Annotated in this window: 17 protein-coding genes and 1 pseudogene; 12 read left to right on the forward strand and 6 right to left on the reverse strand. The window is 64.7% G+C overall.

Going from position 1 to position 16,813, the window contains the following annotated elements; translation table 11 throughout:
• The first annotated feature begins 61 nt into the window (after positions 1-61).
• The gene (locus tag KBY83_RS06470; protein WP_255018818.1) at positions 62-1,264 is read left to right on the forward strand and encodes a glycosyltransferase family 2 protein; all 1,203 of its coding nucleotides are present in this window, start codon (positions 62-64) and stop codon (positions 1,262-1,264) included.
• Here the strand turns inward: KBY83_RS06470 and KBY83_RS06475 are convergent.
• Positions 1,245-1,748 (reverse strand): SRPBCC family protein, encoded by a 504-nt coding sequence (locus tag KBY83_RS06475; RefSeq protein WP_255018819.1) that lies wholly within the window; start codon positions 1,746-1,748, stop codon positions 1,245-1,247. The two genes, KBY83_RS06470 and KBY83_RS06475, sit on opposite strands and share 20 nt — an antisense overlap.
• Positions 1,749-1,796: 48 nt before the next feature.
• Here KBY83_RS06475 and KBY83_RS06480 point away from each other — a divergent pair, with 48 nt between their 5' ends.
• Positions 1,797-2,978, forward strand: coding sequence for a hypothetical protein (locus tag KBY83_RS06480; protein WP_255018820.1), 1,182 nt, complete (start codon positions 1,797-1,799; stop codon positions 2,976-2,978).
• Positions 2,975-4,375 (forward strand): cytochrome P450, encoded by a 1,401-nt coding sequence (locus tag KBY83_RS06485; RefSeq protein WP_255018821.1) that lies wholly within the window; start codon positions 2,975-2,977, stop codon positions 4,373-4,375. The genes KBY83_RS06480 and KBY83_RS06485 overlap by 4 nt, the downstream gene beginning before the upstream one ends.
• Here the strand turns inward: KBY83_RS06485 and KBY83_RS06490 are convergent.
• Positions 4,365-6,305 (reverse strand): hypothetical protein, encoded by a 1,941-nt coding sequence (locus KBY83_RS06490; protein WP_255018822.1) that lies wholly within the window; start codon positions 6,303-6,305, stop codon positions 4,365-4,367. The two genes, KBY83_RS06485 and KBY83_RS06490, sit on opposite strands and share 11 nt — an antisense overlap.
• On the reverse strand, positions 6,302-8,725 hold the full coding sequence (locus KBY83_RS06495; RefSeq protein WP_255018823.1) for a polysaccharide biosynthesis tyrosine autokinase: 2,424 nt from the start codon (positions 8,723-8,725) through the stop codon (positions 6,302-6,304). Before KBY83_RS06495 ends, KBY83_RS06490 begins: the two co-directional genes overlap by 4 nt.
• Positions 8,726-8,813: 88 nt before the next feature.
• On the opposite strand from KBY83_RS06495, the gene KBY83_RS06500 reads away from it, so the two are divergent.
• The 5 genes and pseudogenes from KBY83_RS06500 to KBY83_RS06520 all read left to right on the forward strand — a co-directional run bounded on the left by KBY83_RS06500 (position 8,814) and on the right by KBY83_RS06520 (position 11,323).
• Positions 8,814-9,917 (forward strand): SLBB domain-containing protein, encoded by a 1,104-nt coding sequence (locus KBY83_RS06500; RefSeq protein ID WP_396093550.1) that lies wholly within the window; start codon positions 8,814-8,816, stop codon positions 9,915-9,917.
• Positions 9,917-10,375, forward strand: a complete 459-nt coding sequence (locus KBY83_RS06505; protein ID WP_255018825.1) for a dual specificity protein phosphatase family protein — start codon at positions 9,917-9,919, stop codon at positions 10,373-10,375. Before KBY83_RS06500 ends, KBY83_RS06505 begins: the two co-directional genes overlap by 1 nt.
• Positions 10,376-10,492: 117 nt before the next feature.
• Positions 10,493-10,588, forward strand: a pseudogene (locus tag KBY83_RS15475) (VapC toxin family PIN domain ribonuclease); the annotation flags it as partial.
• Between the two features lie 61 nt (positions 10,589-10,649).
• On the forward strand, positions 10,650-10,877 hold the full coding sequence (locus tag KBY83_RS06515; RefSeq protein WP_255018827.1) for a type II toxin-antitoxin system Phd/YefM family antitoxin: 228 nt from the start codon (positions 10,650-10,652) through the stop codon (positions 10,875-10,877).
• Complete coding sequence (locus KBY83_RS06520) at positions 10,871-11,323, forward strand: type II toxin-antitoxin system VapC family toxin (protein WP_255018828.1); 453 nt, start codon at positions 10,871-10,873, stop codon at positions 11,321-11,323. Before KBY83_RS06515 ends, KBY83_RS06520 begins: the two co-directional genes overlap by 7 nt.
• 248 nt (positions 11,324-11,571) lie before the next feature.
• Here the strand turns inward: KBY83_RS06520 and KBY83_RS06525 are convergent, their stop codons facing one another.
• Positions 11,572-11,865 carry a hypothetical protein gene (locus tag KBY83_RS06525; protein ID WP_255018829.1) on the reverse strand — a complete coding sequence of 98 codons (294 nt, stop codon included), beginning with the start codon at positions 11,863-11,865 and terminating at the stop codon, positions 11,572-11,574.
• On the reverse strand, positions 11,862-12,128 hold the full coding sequence (locus KBY83_RS06530; protein ID WP_255018830.1) for a hypothetical protein: 267 nt from the start codon (positions 12,126-12,128) through the stop codon (positions 11,862-11,864). The genes KBY83_RS06525 and KBY83_RS06530 overlap by 4 nt, the downstream gene beginning before the upstream one ends.
• Before the next feature lie 458 nt (positions 12,129-12,586).
• Between KBY83_RS06530 and KBY83_RS06535 the strand changes: the two genes are divergently transcribed.
• Positions 12,587-13,609 carry an NAD-dependent epimerase gene (locus tag KBY83_RS06535; RefSeq protein WP_315858955.1) on the forward strand — a complete coding sequence of 341 codons (1,023 nt, stop codon included), beginning with the start codon at positions 12,587-12,589 and terminating at the stop codon, positions 13,607-13,609.
• Here the strand turns inward: KBY83_RS06535 and KBY83_RS06540 are convergent.
• Positions 13,597-14,250 (reverse strand): hypothetical protein, encoded by a 654-nt coding sequence (locus tag KBY83_RS06540; protein WP_255018831.1) that lies wholly within the window; start codon positions 14,248-14,250, stop codon positions 13,597-13,599. The genes KBY83_RS06535 and KBY83_RS06540 overlap by 13 nt on opposite strands.
• Here KBY83_RS06540 and KBY83_RS06545 point away from each other — a divergent pair.
• From KBY83_RS06545 to KBY83_RS15480, 3 genes are all read left to right on the forward strand, one after another.
• Positions 14,249-15,556, forward strand: coding sequence for a nucleotide sugar dehydrogenase (locus KBY83_RS06545; RefSeq protein WP_255018832.1), 1,308 nt, complete (start codon positions 14,249-14,251; stop codon positions 15,554-15,556). The genes KBY83_RS06540 and KBY83_RS06545 overlap by 2 nt on opposite strands.
• A 43-nt stretch (positions 15,557-15,599) precedes the next feature.
• Positions 15,600-15,905: a hypothetical protein gene (locus KBY83_RS06550; protein ID WP_255018833.1), complete on the forward strand. Its 306-nt coding sequence runs from the start codon at positions 15,600-15,602 to the stop codon at positions 15,903-15,905.
• A 256-nt stretch (positions 15,906-16,161) separates the two neighbouring features.
• Positions 16,162-16,581, forward strand: a complete 420-nt coding sequence (locus KBY83_RS15480; RefSeq protein ID WP_396093554.1) for a DUF2887 domain-containing protein — start codon at positions 16,162-16,164, stop codon at positions 16,579-16,581.
• The last annotated feature ends 232 nt before the right edge of the window (positions 16,582-16,813 follow it).

Raw genomic sequence — 16,813 nt, forward strand, 5'->3', positions numbered from 1 at the left:
TTCTCTGTGATTATTTGCCAGTGATCAATTGCCTGTGATCGCCGCGCTCCTAGCCGGCGCCATGTTGGCCACCCTCGGCTTGCAGCTGCTGCTCACGCTCGCCTTCGCGGTGGTGGTGCGGCGGCGGTTGCGGCGGCTCCCCGGCCTAGCCCAGCCAGCACCGGCGGCTGAAGTGGTGTTGTGCCTGCGGGGAGCCGACCCCAGCCTGCCTGCGGCCCTGGCGGCCCTGGCGGGGCAGACCTACCCGGGCCCCTGGCGCCTGCTGGTGGTGGTCGATTCCCGCCAGGATCCGGCCTGGCCCCTCGTGCAGCACACGATTGCCCGGCTGGAGGCGGCGGGCCAGGCTGGCTGGCAGGCGGCCCGGCTCACCCCCCTGGCGGCCCGGCCGGCCCAGGGTTCGCTCAAAAGCGCCTCGCTGCGTCAGGCCTTCGGCGAGCTGGATGCAGCCACCGAGCTCGTGGCCCTGGTGGATGCCGATGCGGTGGTGGCACCCGGTTGGCTGGCGGCCCTGGCGGCGGGCTGCGGCCAGGATGGCGTCGGGGCGGTGTCTGGCAACCGTTGGTATGCCCCGGAGCAGGGCAGTGGCCCCGGGCTGGTGCGGGCGATCTGGAACGGCGGCGCCTTAGTGCTGATGACCCTGCTGGGCATCCCCTGGGGGGGATCGCTGGCGGTGCGACGCGAATTAATCGAGCCCAGTGGTTGGCGGGAGCTGCTGGCTACCAGCCTCTGCGAGGACACCGCCCTGTCCGCCCCGCTTGCCCGCTGCGGTTGGCGCTACCAGTTTCGGCCGGAGCTGCTCGCCCTCGACCGCGACGACGGCATCGCCCTGCGGCCGTTGCGCCGCTGGATCAGCCGCCAGCTGTTAACGGCGCGGCTGCACCACCCCGCCTGGCCCCTAGTGGCACTGCATGGCCTGGGTAGCTGGCTGCTGCTGCTAGCTGTGCTGGCGGCGCTGCTGGTGGCGCTTTGTTTGGGTCTTTGGTCTGCTGCAGCCGGATTGTTGGCTGCCCTGCTGGCCTACGAGCTGGGCTGTGTGGCCCTGCTGCTGTTGATCGAGTCGGTGGCCTGCCGGTCGCTGCGCCCTCTGGGGAGCCAGCTTGCCCCGCAAGATCTCGCCCACGCCTGGCAGTTGTTGCGCTGGCTGCCCCTGGCCCAGTGGGTATACGGCCTGGCCACCCTGCGGGCCTCCCTGGCTAGGAGGGTGGAGTGGCGCGGAGTGCACTACGAGGTGTGGGCGCGCGGGGTTAGGAGGGTGCGCGGTTGACGCTATTAATCATCGCCTTGGCCAGGATTTGCATCGATTGGCGCAGGTTGGCTTCGGTGAGTTCGTAGTAGGTGCCCAGCAGGAAGCCTGGAATTTGGGGCACCACCTGCAGCTGGTGCTTCAGCAGCACGCCGCCTTTGACCGGGGTAATCGTCCAGTTACCGCTTAATTGCTTGATGCGCTCGCCGCGGATCAGGGAGTAACTCATCTTGGTGGGAGGAGTCTCTTGCACCTGGAGGTTTGCCTTAATGCTCAGCCCAAAGGTGTAAGGGGCTTTGTAAGTTTGCGAGAGTTCAATATGGCGTCCCGAGCGGCTCAGTACCTTCGTCTGCTGGATGTCGGGCATCAGCCCTGGCATGGATTCGTAGTTGGAGAGCACGCTCCAGGCTTGCTGGGCTGACACCGGCACCATGACGGATGCGGTGTAATTTCCCTGGCTTCCCTTCAGGTTGACTCGAGCAGCGGGTGAGGCAAGTATCGGCATTGCCTGCTGAGATGCTACTAATGCCAGTGCGAACGGGAGACAGAGTCGTTGCGGCAGAAAAGTTGCGAGCACGGCACTAGGAGCGATTCCGACATTCTTGACCAGGATGGCCCCCGTCGGCGCGTCTACTTTTTAAGTGGCTTCGATCCCCGCGGGGCCAGTTTTTACTACCGCATGTTTGGCGAGCAGGTGCGTCAGCTCAAGCATTGGAGCGCCCGTTGCTTGAAGACAAGCCACCGTCGTGGTCAAAAGCAGGACCACCTGATCAGCCGTTGGCAGGTGCAGGAAGATTTGGCCTTACGGCTGGATTTCTGTTTCCTGCACTGGGACGACATCGCCCGGGCCCATTGGCCCAAGAATCCACTGGTGCTTTTGCGCGATGGCATCAGCATCTATTGCTGGTACGTCTTTGCTGGTGGATATTTAAAAATGCGCCGCTTGTCGGAGCAGGTGGCCTTGTGTGGCCTCTATCCAGTCCTCTATGTGGGTACAACGCTGCTGGTACTGCTTGTTGCCTGCAGTTTGTTGGGCCTACTTAGCTATCTGCAACTGCTGCCGGCCGGCTTGCTGTTGGTCCTGCAGCTGGTTGTCGTGCTTTCCGGCTGCGCGCTTGCCTGGCGCTTGGCCAACCACCTCGGCGTGGTGTGGCTGTTTCGCTCAATTCGCTTCACCCACCGGCTGGGTCAGGCGCGTGACGGCGATCTGCGGCGCCGGGTGGCGGAGCTGGCTCAGCGAATCGGCGAGCTGGAGGCCAGTGATCCTGCTGCTGAGGTGCTGTTGGTAGGCCACAGCAGCGGCTCCTTCGTGATGGCGATGCTGGCTGCAGAACTGCGCCGCCAGGGTCTGGACCGGCAGCTGGCTGGGCGGTTGCAGTTGCTCAGCCTGGGCCAGAACCTGGCCAACCTGGCTGTGCATGGCAAGGCCCGCGCCTTTCATGACGATCTGGCCCTGCTGGCAGAGGAACCGCGGCTGCCCTGGCTGGATATCACCTCCCGCGACGACTACCTCTGCTTCGCGGCGGTTGACCCTTACCCCAGCTGCGGCGTGCCCCGCCAGGGCCCCGAGGCCTACCCGGAGCTGCGGCTGATCCCCCTGGCCCAGCGCCAGGGCCTCAGCAGATTGGTTGATCTGCTCAGCCACCAATTTGATTTGCACTTCGAATACCTGCGCACCGCGGAGCCAGGGCGCAGCGGTGGCTTTGATCTGATCGAGCAGCTGCTGGCGCCATGACCCAAGAGCCCGTCTATCCGCCGCCAGAGCCCTACACGCCGAATTTTCTGCGCCGCATCCGCCGGGGCCTTTATTCCTGGTTTGGCCTGCTCAATGAATGGGACTTCCGCATTCCGGTGGGGGCGTTGCGATTCATGGGGCTCAACCTGTTGCTGGTGAACGAGCCGGCGGCAGTGCGCCAGGTGCTGGTGAGCGAGGTGGAGGCTTTCCCCAAGCATCCCTACATGCTCTGGATCCTGGAGCCCCTGATCGGTCGGGGAATCTTTGCGGTGAACGGCGAGGAGTGGGCCCAGCAGCGCCGGCTCCTGGACCAGGCCTTGCAAATGGCCCAGCTGCAGCGGGTCTTGCCTCAGATGGCAGCAGCTTGTCGGGCCAGTTTGGCGCGGCTGGAGGTCCAGGTGGCTGGTGATCTGGTGGCTGGCCGCTCGGTGGATGTCGATGCCGAGATGACTCTGGTGACAGCTGATGTGATCGTGCGCACGATTTTGTCTCGGTCGCTGGAAGGGGCGGAGGCTGAGGCGATTTTTGCGGCCTTCACTCGCTACCAGAAGCGCGCTGGTCAAGCGCTGATGCTGCGTTTCCTGAGGCTGCCGCGTCGGCCCTTGCAGGGCTACCTGGCCACCCATGCCACCCCGATCCGCGCCTGGATCTCCGCTGCGATCGATGCCCGCTTGAACGCCCCCGCTGCCCACACCCCTAGCGACCTGCTGGCGGCTCTGATCGAAGCCCGCGATCCGGAAACAGGCGCCTGCTTCAGCCGCGAGCAGTTGCTCGATCAGGTGTGTGTCCTGTTTTTGGCGGGCCACGAAACCTCCGCCAGTGCCCTGGGCATGGCGGTGTATCTGCTGGGCTGTTTCCCCGAGGTTCAGCAGCGCCTGCGCGCTGAGGTGCTGCAGGTGTTGGGCTCCCGGGCCGGCGCGCCGGATCTACCGTTGGGCTTCGAGGATCTGCGCCAGCTCTCCTACGGGGCCGCCATTTTCAATGAAACCCTGCGGCTATACCCACCCCTAAGTTTTTTCAGCCGCGAGTCTCAGGCCAACACCGAGCTGGCGGGCAGCCGCTGCCCGATGCGGGCCTTGGTGACGATCTCCCCCTGGGTAATCCAGCGCCACGAGCAGCACTGGAGCGAGCCCAACGCCTTTAGGCCTGAGCGCTTCCTGAGTGATGCCAATGCAGACGATCGGCGCTGGGCCCGCGATGCTTTTCTTCCCTACGGCCTGGGCCCGCGCAAGTGCCCGGGAGCGGCGTTTGCCCAGCAGGAAGCCCTGCTGGTGTTGGCCGAGCTGGTGCGCCGCTTTGAGGTGCTGCCCGATCCTGAGCACGAGCCGGAGCTGGTGGCGCGGCTCACCCTGCGCTCCCGCAACGGCATCCGGGTGCGCTTGAGAGCTAGAAGCTGAAGGCCAGGCGGGCGCCCACGCGCACTTGGTCGTTTCCGAGCAGCTGGCCGAGGTCGTAGATGCCGGCGGCATTGGACACGTAGACGTCGAGGGTGGTGGACGCCGAGGCCAGCCAGCGCAACGCCAGGCTGCCGTTGGAGCCGTTTTCGCCGCCGAGATCGGTCGCTACCAGGTTGATTTCTGGGATTAGTTGAAAGCGGCGACCCAGCTGCAGGTTGGCGGCCAGCCCCACTCCCCAACTGGTGCCGTCGCCGTTCAGGGCGAGCTTGGGGTTGAGGTGGAAGGCCAGCGTTGGGGAGGCCTCCCAGGTGTTCATGGTTTCAAAGAAGAGGTAGCCCTGCTTGCTGCTCTCGTCTTCGTTGCGGCCAACGGAGATGCGGCCGGCGGCCCAGAGGGGCAGCTTTTTACTGGGCCGAAACACCATCGCCTTGCCACCGAAGCGCAGGTTGAGGTCGCCGTTGCCGGCGTAGGTGTTCACGAAGGAATTGCGGGGCTCGATGCCGTTAAACACGCCGGCCGCCAGCTGGAACTGGAAGTCGTTGGACACCGAGTAGCCGGCGCCGGCAAAGAGGTTGCCGCGGCTGTCGCCATTGAGCCATACCTGGGTGGTGCCATCGGCCGGGGTGAGGGCAGTGTTGACGCTGAGGCCACCGAGGGCGAGGGAGGCCTGGCGGGGTGTGTAGCGGGGGCTGGGGGAATCGAGCGCACCGGGATTCCAGGAGAAGCGGGCGCTGAGCATGGGCTCAGAGGGCGCGCTGGGCAGGGCCAGGATGGCGGTGGCGGGGCTGAGGCCAAAGCCGTTGGTGATGCTGGCCTCTAGGCCGATGCGGGGGTTGACGGCGATGTTGGCGCCAACCGAGAGCACCGGCACCCGCGAATACACCAGATCGCCATCGAAGGCGTTGTTGCCCGGGCCGAGGGGCAGCATGGCCGAGCCAAACAGCTGCACCTGGTTGCCGACGCGGTAGCTGGCGCCCACCCCCAGGCTGATGTTTGTGCCGTAAAACTCACCGCCACCGCCCTGGTCGGCCCCCTGGGAGTCCGGCAGAAAGCTCACCGCTGGCACAAAGGAGAGCTGCAGGTTGCGGTTGGCTTGCCAGGAGAGGGGCAAGGAGAGGGCACCCACCCAGTTGCGGGTGAATACGCTCTGGCCGGAGTCGTTGAAGATGTTGGGCGTGCCGGCGTCATCGCAGCTCACGGTGCCGCCGCAGCCGCTGCCCACGGTGAAGAGCTCGAGGGCTCCCTCGGCGGCGAGCTGCCACTTGTCGCTACCCGCGAGTCGGGCCCGCAGGCTGCCTCCATAGACGGTCCAGAGGTTGGCGGGCTGGGAGGGCCGGCTGGGGATGGGCGTGAAGAGCGGGTCGTCGGCGTAGGTGTAATAGGCGGAGGCCATTAGGGCCGGGGTGAGGCCGTAGTCGGCGCGGAAGCCGTAGTTCTGGTTGCCGGAGCCGCCTGCGGCGCCGCCGTTGCCGGGGCTCACCTGCTGAAAGCTGAGCTGGCCCAGGGCCTCGTGCACTAGGGCCGTGGTGGGCAGCTGGCCCAGGCGCAGCAGGGGCAGGTAGTCGTCCCAGCCGGGCATTTGGGTGGTGAGGAGCGCCTGCACTTCGGCCAGGCTGGCCGGGGCTGGTGGGAGAACCTCAGCGGCGGTGGGGGGCAGAATTTCCTGGCCCGGGGCCACCGCCGCCCACTGCAGGCTGCTTGGGCCAGGGGGCGCAGCGTTGGTTGGCGGCAGCTCCCAGAGGGGGGGGGCTGGGGCGCTGGGATCAGGGCTGAAGGGGGATTCGGCTTCGCTCCATTGGGGCGCCAGGGGAGTGCCGGGTTGGCCCGTGGGCCCAGCTGCCGGCTGCCACTCCAGCGCCAGGCTCGGCGGCGCCCAGGCCAGCAGCAGCCAGGGCGCCCAGCGCAGGGGGGAGGGAAAACCGGGGCTCAAGAATCAATCCAGTGCAGCAATCGCCGCTGCAGCTGGCGGGTGCGCTCGGGCCAGGTTTTCGCCACCGCTTGCTTTTGGGGCTGCTGCTCGGCGCTCTCGGCGTCGGAATCGACGTAGTAGGCGTAGGCGCTGCGGGTGTCATAACCGCCATACCCATACCCGCCATACCCATAGCCGCCGTAGGCATAGCTGGAGGCGCTGCCGCCCTCTTCTTTCACCGCATTGGTGACCACGCCGAGCAGCTGGGCGCCGGCGCTGCGGATGCGGGCGATCGCCTCCTTCGGCAGGCCGCGGTCTACCCGGCCCAGGCTCACCAGCAGCATCAGGCCATCGAGGTGTTCAGCCACTAGGGCCGCGTCGGCGAGGCCCAGCACGGGCGGGGTGTCGTAGATGATCAGATCGAAGTCGCCACTGTTGGCCAGCCCATCCACGAGCTGTTGCATGCGGGACGAGCTGAGCAGCCGGGTGGGATCGGGGGGGCGTTGGCCGGCGGTGATCACACTCCAGCCCGGGTAGTCGGCCACCGGCTGCACCACCTGGCGCCAGTGCAGCTCGTCGTCGGTGAGCAGGTTGCTGAGGCCGGTTAGGTTGTTGACGCCCAGTCGATGGTGCATCTGGGGTTTGCGCAGGTCGGCGTCGACCAGAAGCACCCGCTGACCCATCTCGGCGATGGTTTTGGCGAGCAGCACGTTGGTGAGGCTTTTGCCTTCGGCGGGCAGGCTGCTGGTGAGGGCCACCGAGCGCAGGGGGCGATCGGAGTTGAGGAAGCGCAGGGAGGTGTAGAGGTTGCGCAGGGCTTCCTGGTAGAAGAAGCGTTGGTAGCCGGTCATCTTCTCGTCTTTAGAGCCCACCGTGAGGTCGAGCTCGCGCAGCAGGAAGCGTTTGTCTTCCCGCACCCCTTTGAAGAAAGCCACGTGGGGGATGTGGCCCAGCAGGGCCTCCCCCAGCTCCTCCTTCACTTCACCGGGGTTATGGAACACATGGTCGAACCGGTCGCGCAGCAGGCCGGCCCCGGCTCCGGCCACCAGGCCCAGCACCACGCCTAGGGCGAGGTTGCGGGGCACGGAAGGCCACACCGGGTTGGGATTCATGGCAGGTGGTGTGATCACCTTCCAGGGCACGGTGCGCTGGGCGATTTCGAGCTGGAAGTTCTCGCGGGTTTTGATGAAGCCGGAGAGGTTGTCTTGGGCGATCTGCAGTTTCTGTTGCAGGGTTTCGTATTGGCGGATCAGGCCGGGCTGTTTCTGGAAGCGGCTGGCCATCTGGGCCAGCTGGCCTTGGGCAGTGGTGAGGCGATTGGCATTGATCCCGAGGGCCGCATCCACGGCTTCGATCTGGTTGCGGCGCAGCAGGGGCAGCAACCCGTTGCGCTGGGCGGTAAGGCCGCGCACCATCGAAGAGCCGCTGCTGAATTTGGAGCGGGCTTCGCCGAGCTGCTGCTCCACCTTGGTGAGCTGCTCGAGCAGGATCTGGTTGGTGCCGGTCACCGAAAGGCCCTGGCTAGAGCCGCCGCCTCCAGCCGCTGCGCCCGAGCCGATGGCTTCCTCGAAGCTGCGGGCGGTGAGGGTGCCGGCCACGATGCTGCTTCGCACATTGACCAGGCGGGCACGATCGGCCTGAAGACTGCTTACTTCCTGCTCCAGGGTTGTGACCTGGGTGCGAAGGGCGGCTCCCTCGATCAGCGGTTCGAGCAGGTTGTGGCGTTGGCGGAAGGCGGCCAGTTCACCCTGGAGCTCGGCGGTTTTGGCTTCGAGGGCCGGGGCTTGCTGGTTGAGGAAGCGAATGCCGTCGGCTAGGCGCTGCTGGCGCTGGTTGAGGGCGGCCTGGAGGTAGGTGCTGCTGAGGGCCTCGAGCAGCAGCTTGTCCTGCTGGGGATCGCCTCCAGTGAGAGTTACGTTGATGACCCCTCTGGCGGTTGACAAGCGGTTGCCAGGGTTCTCAATGCTGATGCGGCCGCCCAAGCTCGAAGCGCGAAGGCCGAAGCGCTGGGCCACAGGCGCCAGCATGGCTGGGCTGCGCAGCACCTCGATCAGGGTTGGGATATCGGCAGTGGTGGTGTTGCGTGCCAGTTCGGCATACATGCCTTGGCCTTCCTGCCCACCAGAACGTTTGTTTTCGTCGCTAATCGGATCGCTGATCAGCAGCTGGAAGCTGCCTTGGTACACCGGTTGGAACAGCCGCTGATGGGCCGTTTTGCCAGCCGTGATGGCGAAGACGACGGCGGCTGTGAGACCCACCAGCTTGCTGCGCCGGCGCAGGGCTCTCCACAGCTCGGAGAGATCGAGGTTGTCGTCGGCGGCCGCGGCAGCAGGGTTGCCCGAATCACGCACCTGCACCATCTGCACATCGGCTTGCAGGGTCCCATTCCCGTGCGACGCGGGGCCGGGAGTGGTGTGCGGGCGAGCGATCAGATTGGACACTCAGCCGGTGCAGTTCCGGCTTTTAGGCTAGTTCGAGGCAGCATCCCTGGTGGCCAGCTGTGGGACACTTAGGGCTGCAGATCCCCCTGTGTTGAGGACAGCATTACGGCCGATCATCCCGGCGTCGGCCCTGGTTGCTGCCCTGGCGATGCTGGCGCTGCAGGTACGGGCCGGGGGCCTAGATGGCCAGGTTGTGGGTCAGGCTATGCCGGCACAGCTCGCCACCCTGCAGGACGACAGCTATCTGCTGGGACCAGGCGACGGGCTGGATCTCAAGTTGTTTGATGCGCCCGAACTCTCCGGCCCGTTGGAGGTGCTCAATGACGGCACGGCGTCGCTGCCCCTGATCGGCAGTGTGCGGCTCACGGGGCTGAGCTTGTCGCAGGCCAACCTCTGGCTCACTTCGCTCTATCGCAAGCAGCTGCTGCGCCCGGAGCTGCAGCTGAGGGTGGTGAAGCCCCGGCCGATCCGGGTGGCCCTGGTGGGAGAGGTGGAGCGGCCGGGCCTGTATTCGCTCACCACTAGTGAAACCACCCAGACGGAAGGGGGCCCCAGCCTCACGGTGAGCGGTTTGCCCACGGTGGTGGATGCGATTCAGAAGGCAGGCGGCATCACCCAGCTGGCCGACCTGCGCCAGGTGGTGCTGCAGCGCCGGCTGCCGGGGGATCGGCCCAGCTACAAGCAGGCGCGCCTGAATCTGCTGGCCCTAGTGCTGGAGGGAGATCAGCAGCAGAACCCCTTCCTGTTTGACGGCGACACGATTCGGATCGTGCAGGCTGCTGAGCCTTCGGTAGAGGCGGTGGAACTGGCAGCTGCGAACCTCTCCCCCCAGCAGATCCAGGTGAATGTGATCGGTGAGGTGCTGCGCCCTGGGGCGGTGCAGCTGCAGGCGAACACCCCTCTGGTGCAGGCGGTTCTGGCGGCTGGCGGCCCCCAGAGCTGGCGCGCCAGTACGGGCAATGTGGAGCTGGTGCGGATCAATCGCAACGGCACGGCCACCCGCCAGCGCTTCCAGCTCAACTTGAGCCAGGGTGTTTCCAACACCAAGAACCCTCCCCTGCGTGATGGCGACACGGTGGTGGTGAACCGCAGCGGCATGGCGGTGGCCAGCGACGCGATCGGGGCGGTGAGCACCCCACTCACGGGCTTGGTGAACGTCTTGGCCCTGGTGGACCTGATCAACAAGGACTGATGCCAGCAGCTGGGCAGAGCAGGTTTCGGGTGGATTGGGTGCTGGTGCAGGAGCTGGCGGTGGGGCCGGCGCCGCGGGCCGAGCGCCACCTGGATCGCCTCACAGAAGCGGGCGTGACTGCGGTGTTGAGCCTCTGCAGCGAGGCTGAGGCGCCGCCGCCGCAGGGGCTGGCGAATCGCTTTGCGTGTGGCCGGTTGGTGCTGCCCGACCATCGGGCTGAGCGCTTGCCCGAGCTGGCGGAGCTGGAGCAGGCCCTGGAGCTGCTGGCCAGCCTGCGGGAGCACGGCCCGGTGTTTGTGCACTGTGTGGCGGCAATGGAGCGCTCGCCGCTGGTGTGCCTGGCCTGGCTGGTGCGCCGCCATGGGCTAACGCCCCAGCGGGCCCTTGATTACCTGATGCAGGCCCATCCGGGCACCAATCCACTGCCTGGACAACTGGCCCTGCTGGCACGGCTCTGAGAGGGCCAGCTGAATGCCTATTGGCTGGGGGTGAATCCAGCTTGGATGAGCTACCCACTTGGTCGGCAGGGTTGCATTTGTTCGTGCACCGCTGCCGCCCCGTTTGTGCACCGATGCCTGGCCGCCTTGGCGATCGCCAATGGCTGGCGCTTGGTGAGTTTCGATCGCGATTTTGAGCGGTTTGAAGGCTTGGAGAGGTTGGCGCTGCGATGAGCACGACCACGCCACGGCTTGTGCTGCAGCGGCTAAAATTGCAGCACAACGTGAGGCGCTGGTGAAAGAGCTCAACATTCGTGAGATGCGTGCCAATCTCGGCCAGCTGGCCGAGTTGGTCGCCACTGAAGGAGAGTTGGTGATCCGTCGGCGAGGTGAGCCGATCGCGCGGGTCCTGCCCATGACGCAGCATCGGCGCCCCCCCGACCATGCCGACCTTCGTCGGCGCATGCCGTTGTTGAAGACCAGCTCAGCTGATCTGGTCCGCGGCGAGCGTGATGAGTGCTGACCGGGGTGAGCGCCGAAAAACGTGCCTATCTCGATACCAGTGCGCTGGCGAAGTGGTATCTCAACGAGGCCGGTTCTGAAGCCTTTGTCGAATTTCTGCAGGGGCTGGATTCGGCTGTGATCAGCAGCCTCAGCGTCACAGAGATGCGTTCCTTGCTGAGTCGCCGCCGGCGCATGGGCGATCTTTCGGTTGAACTCGAGTCTGTGCTGTTTGCAGCCCTTCTCGACGATATCGATCGTGGCTGGCTGCAGCGGTATCCGCTGGATGATGCACGTTTTGCGGAAGCAACGAATCTGATCGCGCGTTATCCGGAGCATCCTCTGCGCACGCTGGATGCTCTGCATCTCACGGTGGCGGCTGATCTGGCGGTCTCGATTGTTGCCACCGCTGATGGGGTGATGGCTGATGCCGCCGCCAGCATGGGCTTTCAGGTGGCGCGGTTTTGATGGATCTCTCCCAGAACCGCATGGCAGGCAGAGCCCGGATGAGCATTGGGCAGTGCTGGCGACCAACGCCTGAGCAGGGACCGGAGTCCCACCGGCTGGCCCTCTTCGATTCCGTACGAGCTGTACTGCGATGAGCATGAGCCTGTGTGCTGCCCCAGCTCGGCCAGCAGTGCGTGCGGCTCTGAGGTCCCACCCGGCCGACGCGAGGTCCACGGGCACCCGGGGCGGTAAGGGTTTAATCGGGCTCTTCAGCGATAGGCCGAGTCGTGATCTGGATGGAGCGAGAGAAGCCGGAGCCAGGTGCCATCGCGCCAAGCCACGGCGCGGCAGCTTCGGCTGATCCGCAGGGAATAGAGCCGCTCTCCGCTGGGCCCTTGGCGGCTTTGGATCAGCTCCCAGTGCAGCCCTTTGCTGCTTTGCAGTTGCTCCCAGCTCATAGCCTGAAGTAGGCGAAGCGTCTTCAGAACAGCCCAGGCCTCTGGCTTATGGAGGGCCAGCAAGTTGGCCTGAAATTCCGGATTGTTGAGATCGAGCTGAATCACCGGTTGCCCAGATGCCGCTCCAGGGCCTCGAGATCGGCAACCTGCGCCGGTTGTCCCATGGCGGCCATGGCCCGATCGAGCCGATCGGCGGCTTCCGGTTGATGCAGCCAGAGCTCGCTGTCAGGGATGGTCTGTGCCGTTTTGATCACCCAGACTCCAGGCTCGCTGCTGTCGACCACCACCGTGCGCCCAGCGAACTCCTTGCCCAGGGAGATCTGGCCGCTGGCGCCCACTTGCTTGATAACTTGTTTCGGGGCTTTCATGCGGGGGCGACTTTCATGCTTTCATGCTTTCATGCTTTCATGCCTTCATGCTAGCGATCAAGGGCGGCGCGCTGCCGGCTGTTCTTAGTTCTGTGCAGCCATTGCGGGCCAGTCATTTCCATCCGCTTGCACTGGTAAGACGCTCGAACGGGGCCGCATGGATGCGCTGCTCACCCTGTCATCCAAGGGCCAGCTGGCCTTACTGGCGGCAATTTGATGCAGAATTTGCACAATGGGGGGGGGGTGAAGATTGTCAGATTCCAGCCACCTCTCCCTTGTGTCAAACTCAATTCAGCAATGAGGAGATGAGCACGGCTCTCTCCCTTTGCCGACCTTTTTGTAAGTGTGGTGTGCTCGGAAAAAGTCTGCCTTGGCTGCTGTTTGCTGAGAATCCGCTGAGCTGATTGCGAAGCTTTTCCCTTCCATTAATCGTTCTTTAGTGATTGGATCTGTTCCGAATGACCGTTTTCGTCACAGGCGCTGCCGGCTTCATCGGCTACCACCTGAGCCGCCGGCTGCTGGAGCAGGGCACACCGGTGGTGGGTTTTGACAACGTCAATCCCTACTACGACCCCTCTCTCAAGCGCGCCCGGTTGGCACAGCTGCAGGCCACGGCAACCCAAACCGGCACACCGTTTCAGCTGATCGAAGCCGATCTGGAGGATCGGGCGGCGGTGGAGGCCGCCTTCGCCGAGCACAAGCCCCAGAAAGTGGTGAACCTGGCGGCCCAGGCAGGGGTGCGCTATTCGATCGAGAACCCCTCGGCCTACATCCAGGCCAACCTGGTGGGCTTCGGCCACATCCTCGAGGGCTGCCGCCACCACGAAGTGGAAAACCTGCTCTACGCCAGCAGCAGTTCGGTGTATGGCGGCAACACCAGGCTGCCCTTTTCAGAGCAGCAGGGGGTGGATCACCCGGTGAGCCTTTATGCGGCCAGCAAGAAGGCCAATGAGCTGATGGCCCACACCTACAGCCACCTCTACGGGCTGCCGGCCACGGGCCTGCGCTTTTTCACGGTGTATGGGCCGTGGGGCCGGCCGGATATGGCCCTGTTTTTGTTCACCAAGGCGATGCTGGCCGGTGAGCCGATCCAGGTGTTTAACAACGGCGAGATGGTGCGCGATTTCACCTATGTGGACGACATCATCGAGAGCCTGATCCGCCTGCTCGACAAGCCGGCCGCCCCGGATCCTGCCTTTGATCCCGCCGCGCCCGATCCAGCCACCAGCTGGGCGCCGCATCGGGTGTTCAACATCGGCAATTCCAACCCCACGCCCCTGATGGATTACATCGAGGCGATCGAGAGCGCCCTGGGGATCACGGCCGAGAAGCAGTTCCTGCCGATGCAGCCCGGCGATGTGCCCGCCACGGCGGCGGACACCTCAGCCCTGGAGGCCTGGACGGGCTTCAAGCCGAACACTCCGGTGCGGGAAGGGGTGGCGCGGTTTGTGGCTTGGTATCGGGAGTTTTATGGCGTTTGAGCGCGAACTGTTGCCACCACCGCACGGGCAGCCCAGTTGTGCAGTAGCAGCCAGTGCAGCGGAGAGGCGGGATACTCGCGGTAGCGAGGAACGGCTCGGTAGGGCACGGTGTCGGCCAGAGGGATGCGGTGCCGCTGGCTGGTGAAGTCGTAGGTCACCCACTTGCCTCGTTCCTGCACCTGCAGGGTGGTGTGGTGTGAGATGCCGGTGCGGGCATCGAGCAGATCCACCAGGCGGGTGCGATAGCCCAGGCGCTGATTGAGCAGGCCGATCAAAATGGCTCCCTCATCGCACCAGAGCCGGTGACTTGGCCTGGCCAGCATGGTCTGGATGCTCTGCCCAGGTTGCACCGGATCGCTGGCCCTGGCCTGATGCCAGCGTTGATTGACCGCCGTGAACACCTTCTCCGGGGTGTCTAACCCGTGCTGGTGGCTGAAGCGGGCCAGGGCACGGGCATCGCTGCTGATCCAACCCACGGCTGCCACCAGTACAACCGCCATGCTGGTGGTTACTCCAACGCCCAGCCAGATCCGCCTTCCCATCTTCTCCACACTCTTGACGATTCTGTCCACCCCAGCTTCAGCCCCCGATTCGCCGATGGAGCTCTCTCTGCCGCAGCTGACGACCTGCACCGTGGCCATGATCGGCCTGGGCTATGTGGGCCTGCCGCTGGCGGTGGAATTCGGCAAACCCCAAACCTGCCGTCGCACGGGGGCCCTGCTGCAGCGGCGGGTGATCGGCTTCGACATCAATACCCAGCGCCTCAGCGAGCTGCGCGCCGGCCACGACCGCACCAACGAAATCAGCCCTGCGGAACTCCAGGCCGCCCTGGGGCTGGAGTTCACAAACGATCCGGCCCTACTCGCGGAGGCCGACGTATTCGTCGTCACGGTGCCCACCCCGATCGACAGTGCCAAGCGGCCCGATCTCACGCCGCTGGAGAAGGCCAGCGCCACGGTGGGCAAGGCTCTCAAGGCCCGCGCCGCCCAGGGCGCCAGCACTATTCCCGTGGTGATCTACGAGAGCACGGTGTATCCCGGTGCCACCGAGGAGGTGTGCGTGCCGATCCTGGAGCGGGAATCCGGCCTGCGCTTCAACGACGGCTTTGTGTGCGGCTACAGCCCCGAGCGGATCAATCCTGGCGACAACGAGCACAAGCTCACCACGATCATCAAGGTGACCAGCGGCAGCACGCCGGCGGCGGCGGCCTGGGTGGATGGCTTCTATGGCTCGATCATTGATGCCGGCACCCACCTGGCAGCCAGCATCAAGGTGGCGGAAGCGGCCAAGGTGATCGAAAACACCCAGCGCGATCTCAACATCGCCCTGGTGAACGAGCTGGCGATCATCTTCCGGCAGATGGACATCGACACGCTGGATGTGCTGGAGGCAGCCGGCACCAAGTGGAATTTCCTGCCCTTCCGGCCGGGGCTGGTGGGCGGCCACTGCATCGGTGTGGATCCCTACTACCTCACCCATAGGGCAGAGCAGCTGGGCTATCACCCCCAGGTGGTGCTGGCGGGCCGGCGCATTAACGACGGCATGGGTCGCTGGCTGGTGGAGCAGCTGGTGCTGGAGTTGGCCCGCCGCGGGCTGGTGATCGCTGGAGCGAGGGTGCTGGTGCTTGGGTTGAGCTTCAAGGAGAACTGCCCAGATCTGCGCAACACCCGTGTGGTGGATGTGATTGAAGCTCTGAAGCGCTACGGCATGGAGGCTGAGGTGGTGGACCCCTGGGTGGATGGGGCGGAAGCTCAGCGCGAATATGGCCTGGCGGTGCAGGCTGAGCCGCCAGCAGAGCAGCGCTACGCCGCCGTGGTGGCCGCGGTGGCCCACCGCGAATTTGCCGCCTGGGGGGCCGAGCAGTGGCAGCTTTTGCTGCAGCCTGGCGGCCTGCTGCTTGACTTAAAAGGCATCATTCCGCGGGAGCTGCAGCCCTTGCGCCTGTGAGCGCATCTGCTGGATAACCCGAAATCCACCAGTTAAAATTCGAATGGGCTACCTGACCAGTGCCAACTCGATTTTGTTTTGGAGTAAGGGCCAAAACATCTTCCAGATCGAAGCCTTCGAAGCTCCGCTGCGGCGGCTCGGTTTGCCCAAGGAGCTGGCGCAGGCCAGCTCCTTGGGCCTGGGGGTGCGGCCGGGCTGGCTGGTGCTGGCGTCGACGGAAGCAGCATTTCGCTTTCGGCTGAGCAGCTGGCTGCTGAAAGCTGGTCTGGTTGGCTTTGTGCTTGCAGACCTAGTGCTGCTGGCGGCAGCCCTGGGCTTTCGGCTCATGCGCAACCGGGACTTCCGCTAGTCCGGGAATTGTTCACGCCACGGCTGCCCCTGCGGCCTGAGGAGCTAATGCTTTCCTAAACGCCTAATTCGCATTGCCAAGTTCCCACCTCTGATTTGCAACTGTGCATGAATCAGTACAGGCTGTACAGATCGAGAGAGGCATCCAAATTGCCAAGGCTTCTCCCTGAGCCGCCAGGCTGCCCACTTGGAACGAACCCTGGTGCCGCCGCACCCCAAGCCGCAGCTAACTTTTCGCCAGCCAGCGCCCGTAACCAGTGAACACCGATCGCTGGTACTACCGAGTCTTTCAAAGTGCACCCGACCTGATCCGCTCACTGCTGCCTGGATCAGCCGCCGCCGCCAATGCGCTGGGCCTCGACCCAGGTGCCCCCGGCGATCAGCTCTACCGTTTTGAAGCTCTTGAAATCAAGGAGCTGAGCCACCGCCTCGATGGTGTTTTGTGGCCGCGCCCAAGCACCGGCTGCGCCGAAACCGGCAGCCCTGAATTTCCGGTGGTGCTCCTTGAGTCTGGCGACACAGACCTACCGCTTTCTGCAGCAGGTGGACTGGATCAATCTGGACGAGCTCAGCCGGCAGCCCTCTTTGGATCCCCTGCTCAACCTGCTCACGCTGCCAATTCGCCCAGAGAGCGAACTGCAAACCAGCAGCAGAGATATCCTCTCCAACCGCCCTGATCTTGACAACCAAACGAGGAAATCATGGTGATCGCTGGCATCCCAATGGAAGAGCTGCGCCACACCCGGGCAGCGCAAGACTGGCTTGCAGCAGGCCGTCAGGAGCAGGGCTGATTCAAAGTCTGGCACAGGCGAGCTTGCCTGGGCTGCCAGCATGAGTTGAGGTCGGCGGAATTGCCTCCTCCCTGTGCCCGAAAGCCATTCAGCCGCAACAGATCTCGATCTTATCGGC

The organism is Cyanobium sp. WKJ7-Wakatipu (assembly GCF_024345355.1).
In the GTDB taxonomy this organism is placed as follows: Bacteria; Cyanobacteriota; Cyanobacteriia; order PCC-6307; family Cyanobiaceae; genus Cyanobium_A; species Cyanobium_A usitatum.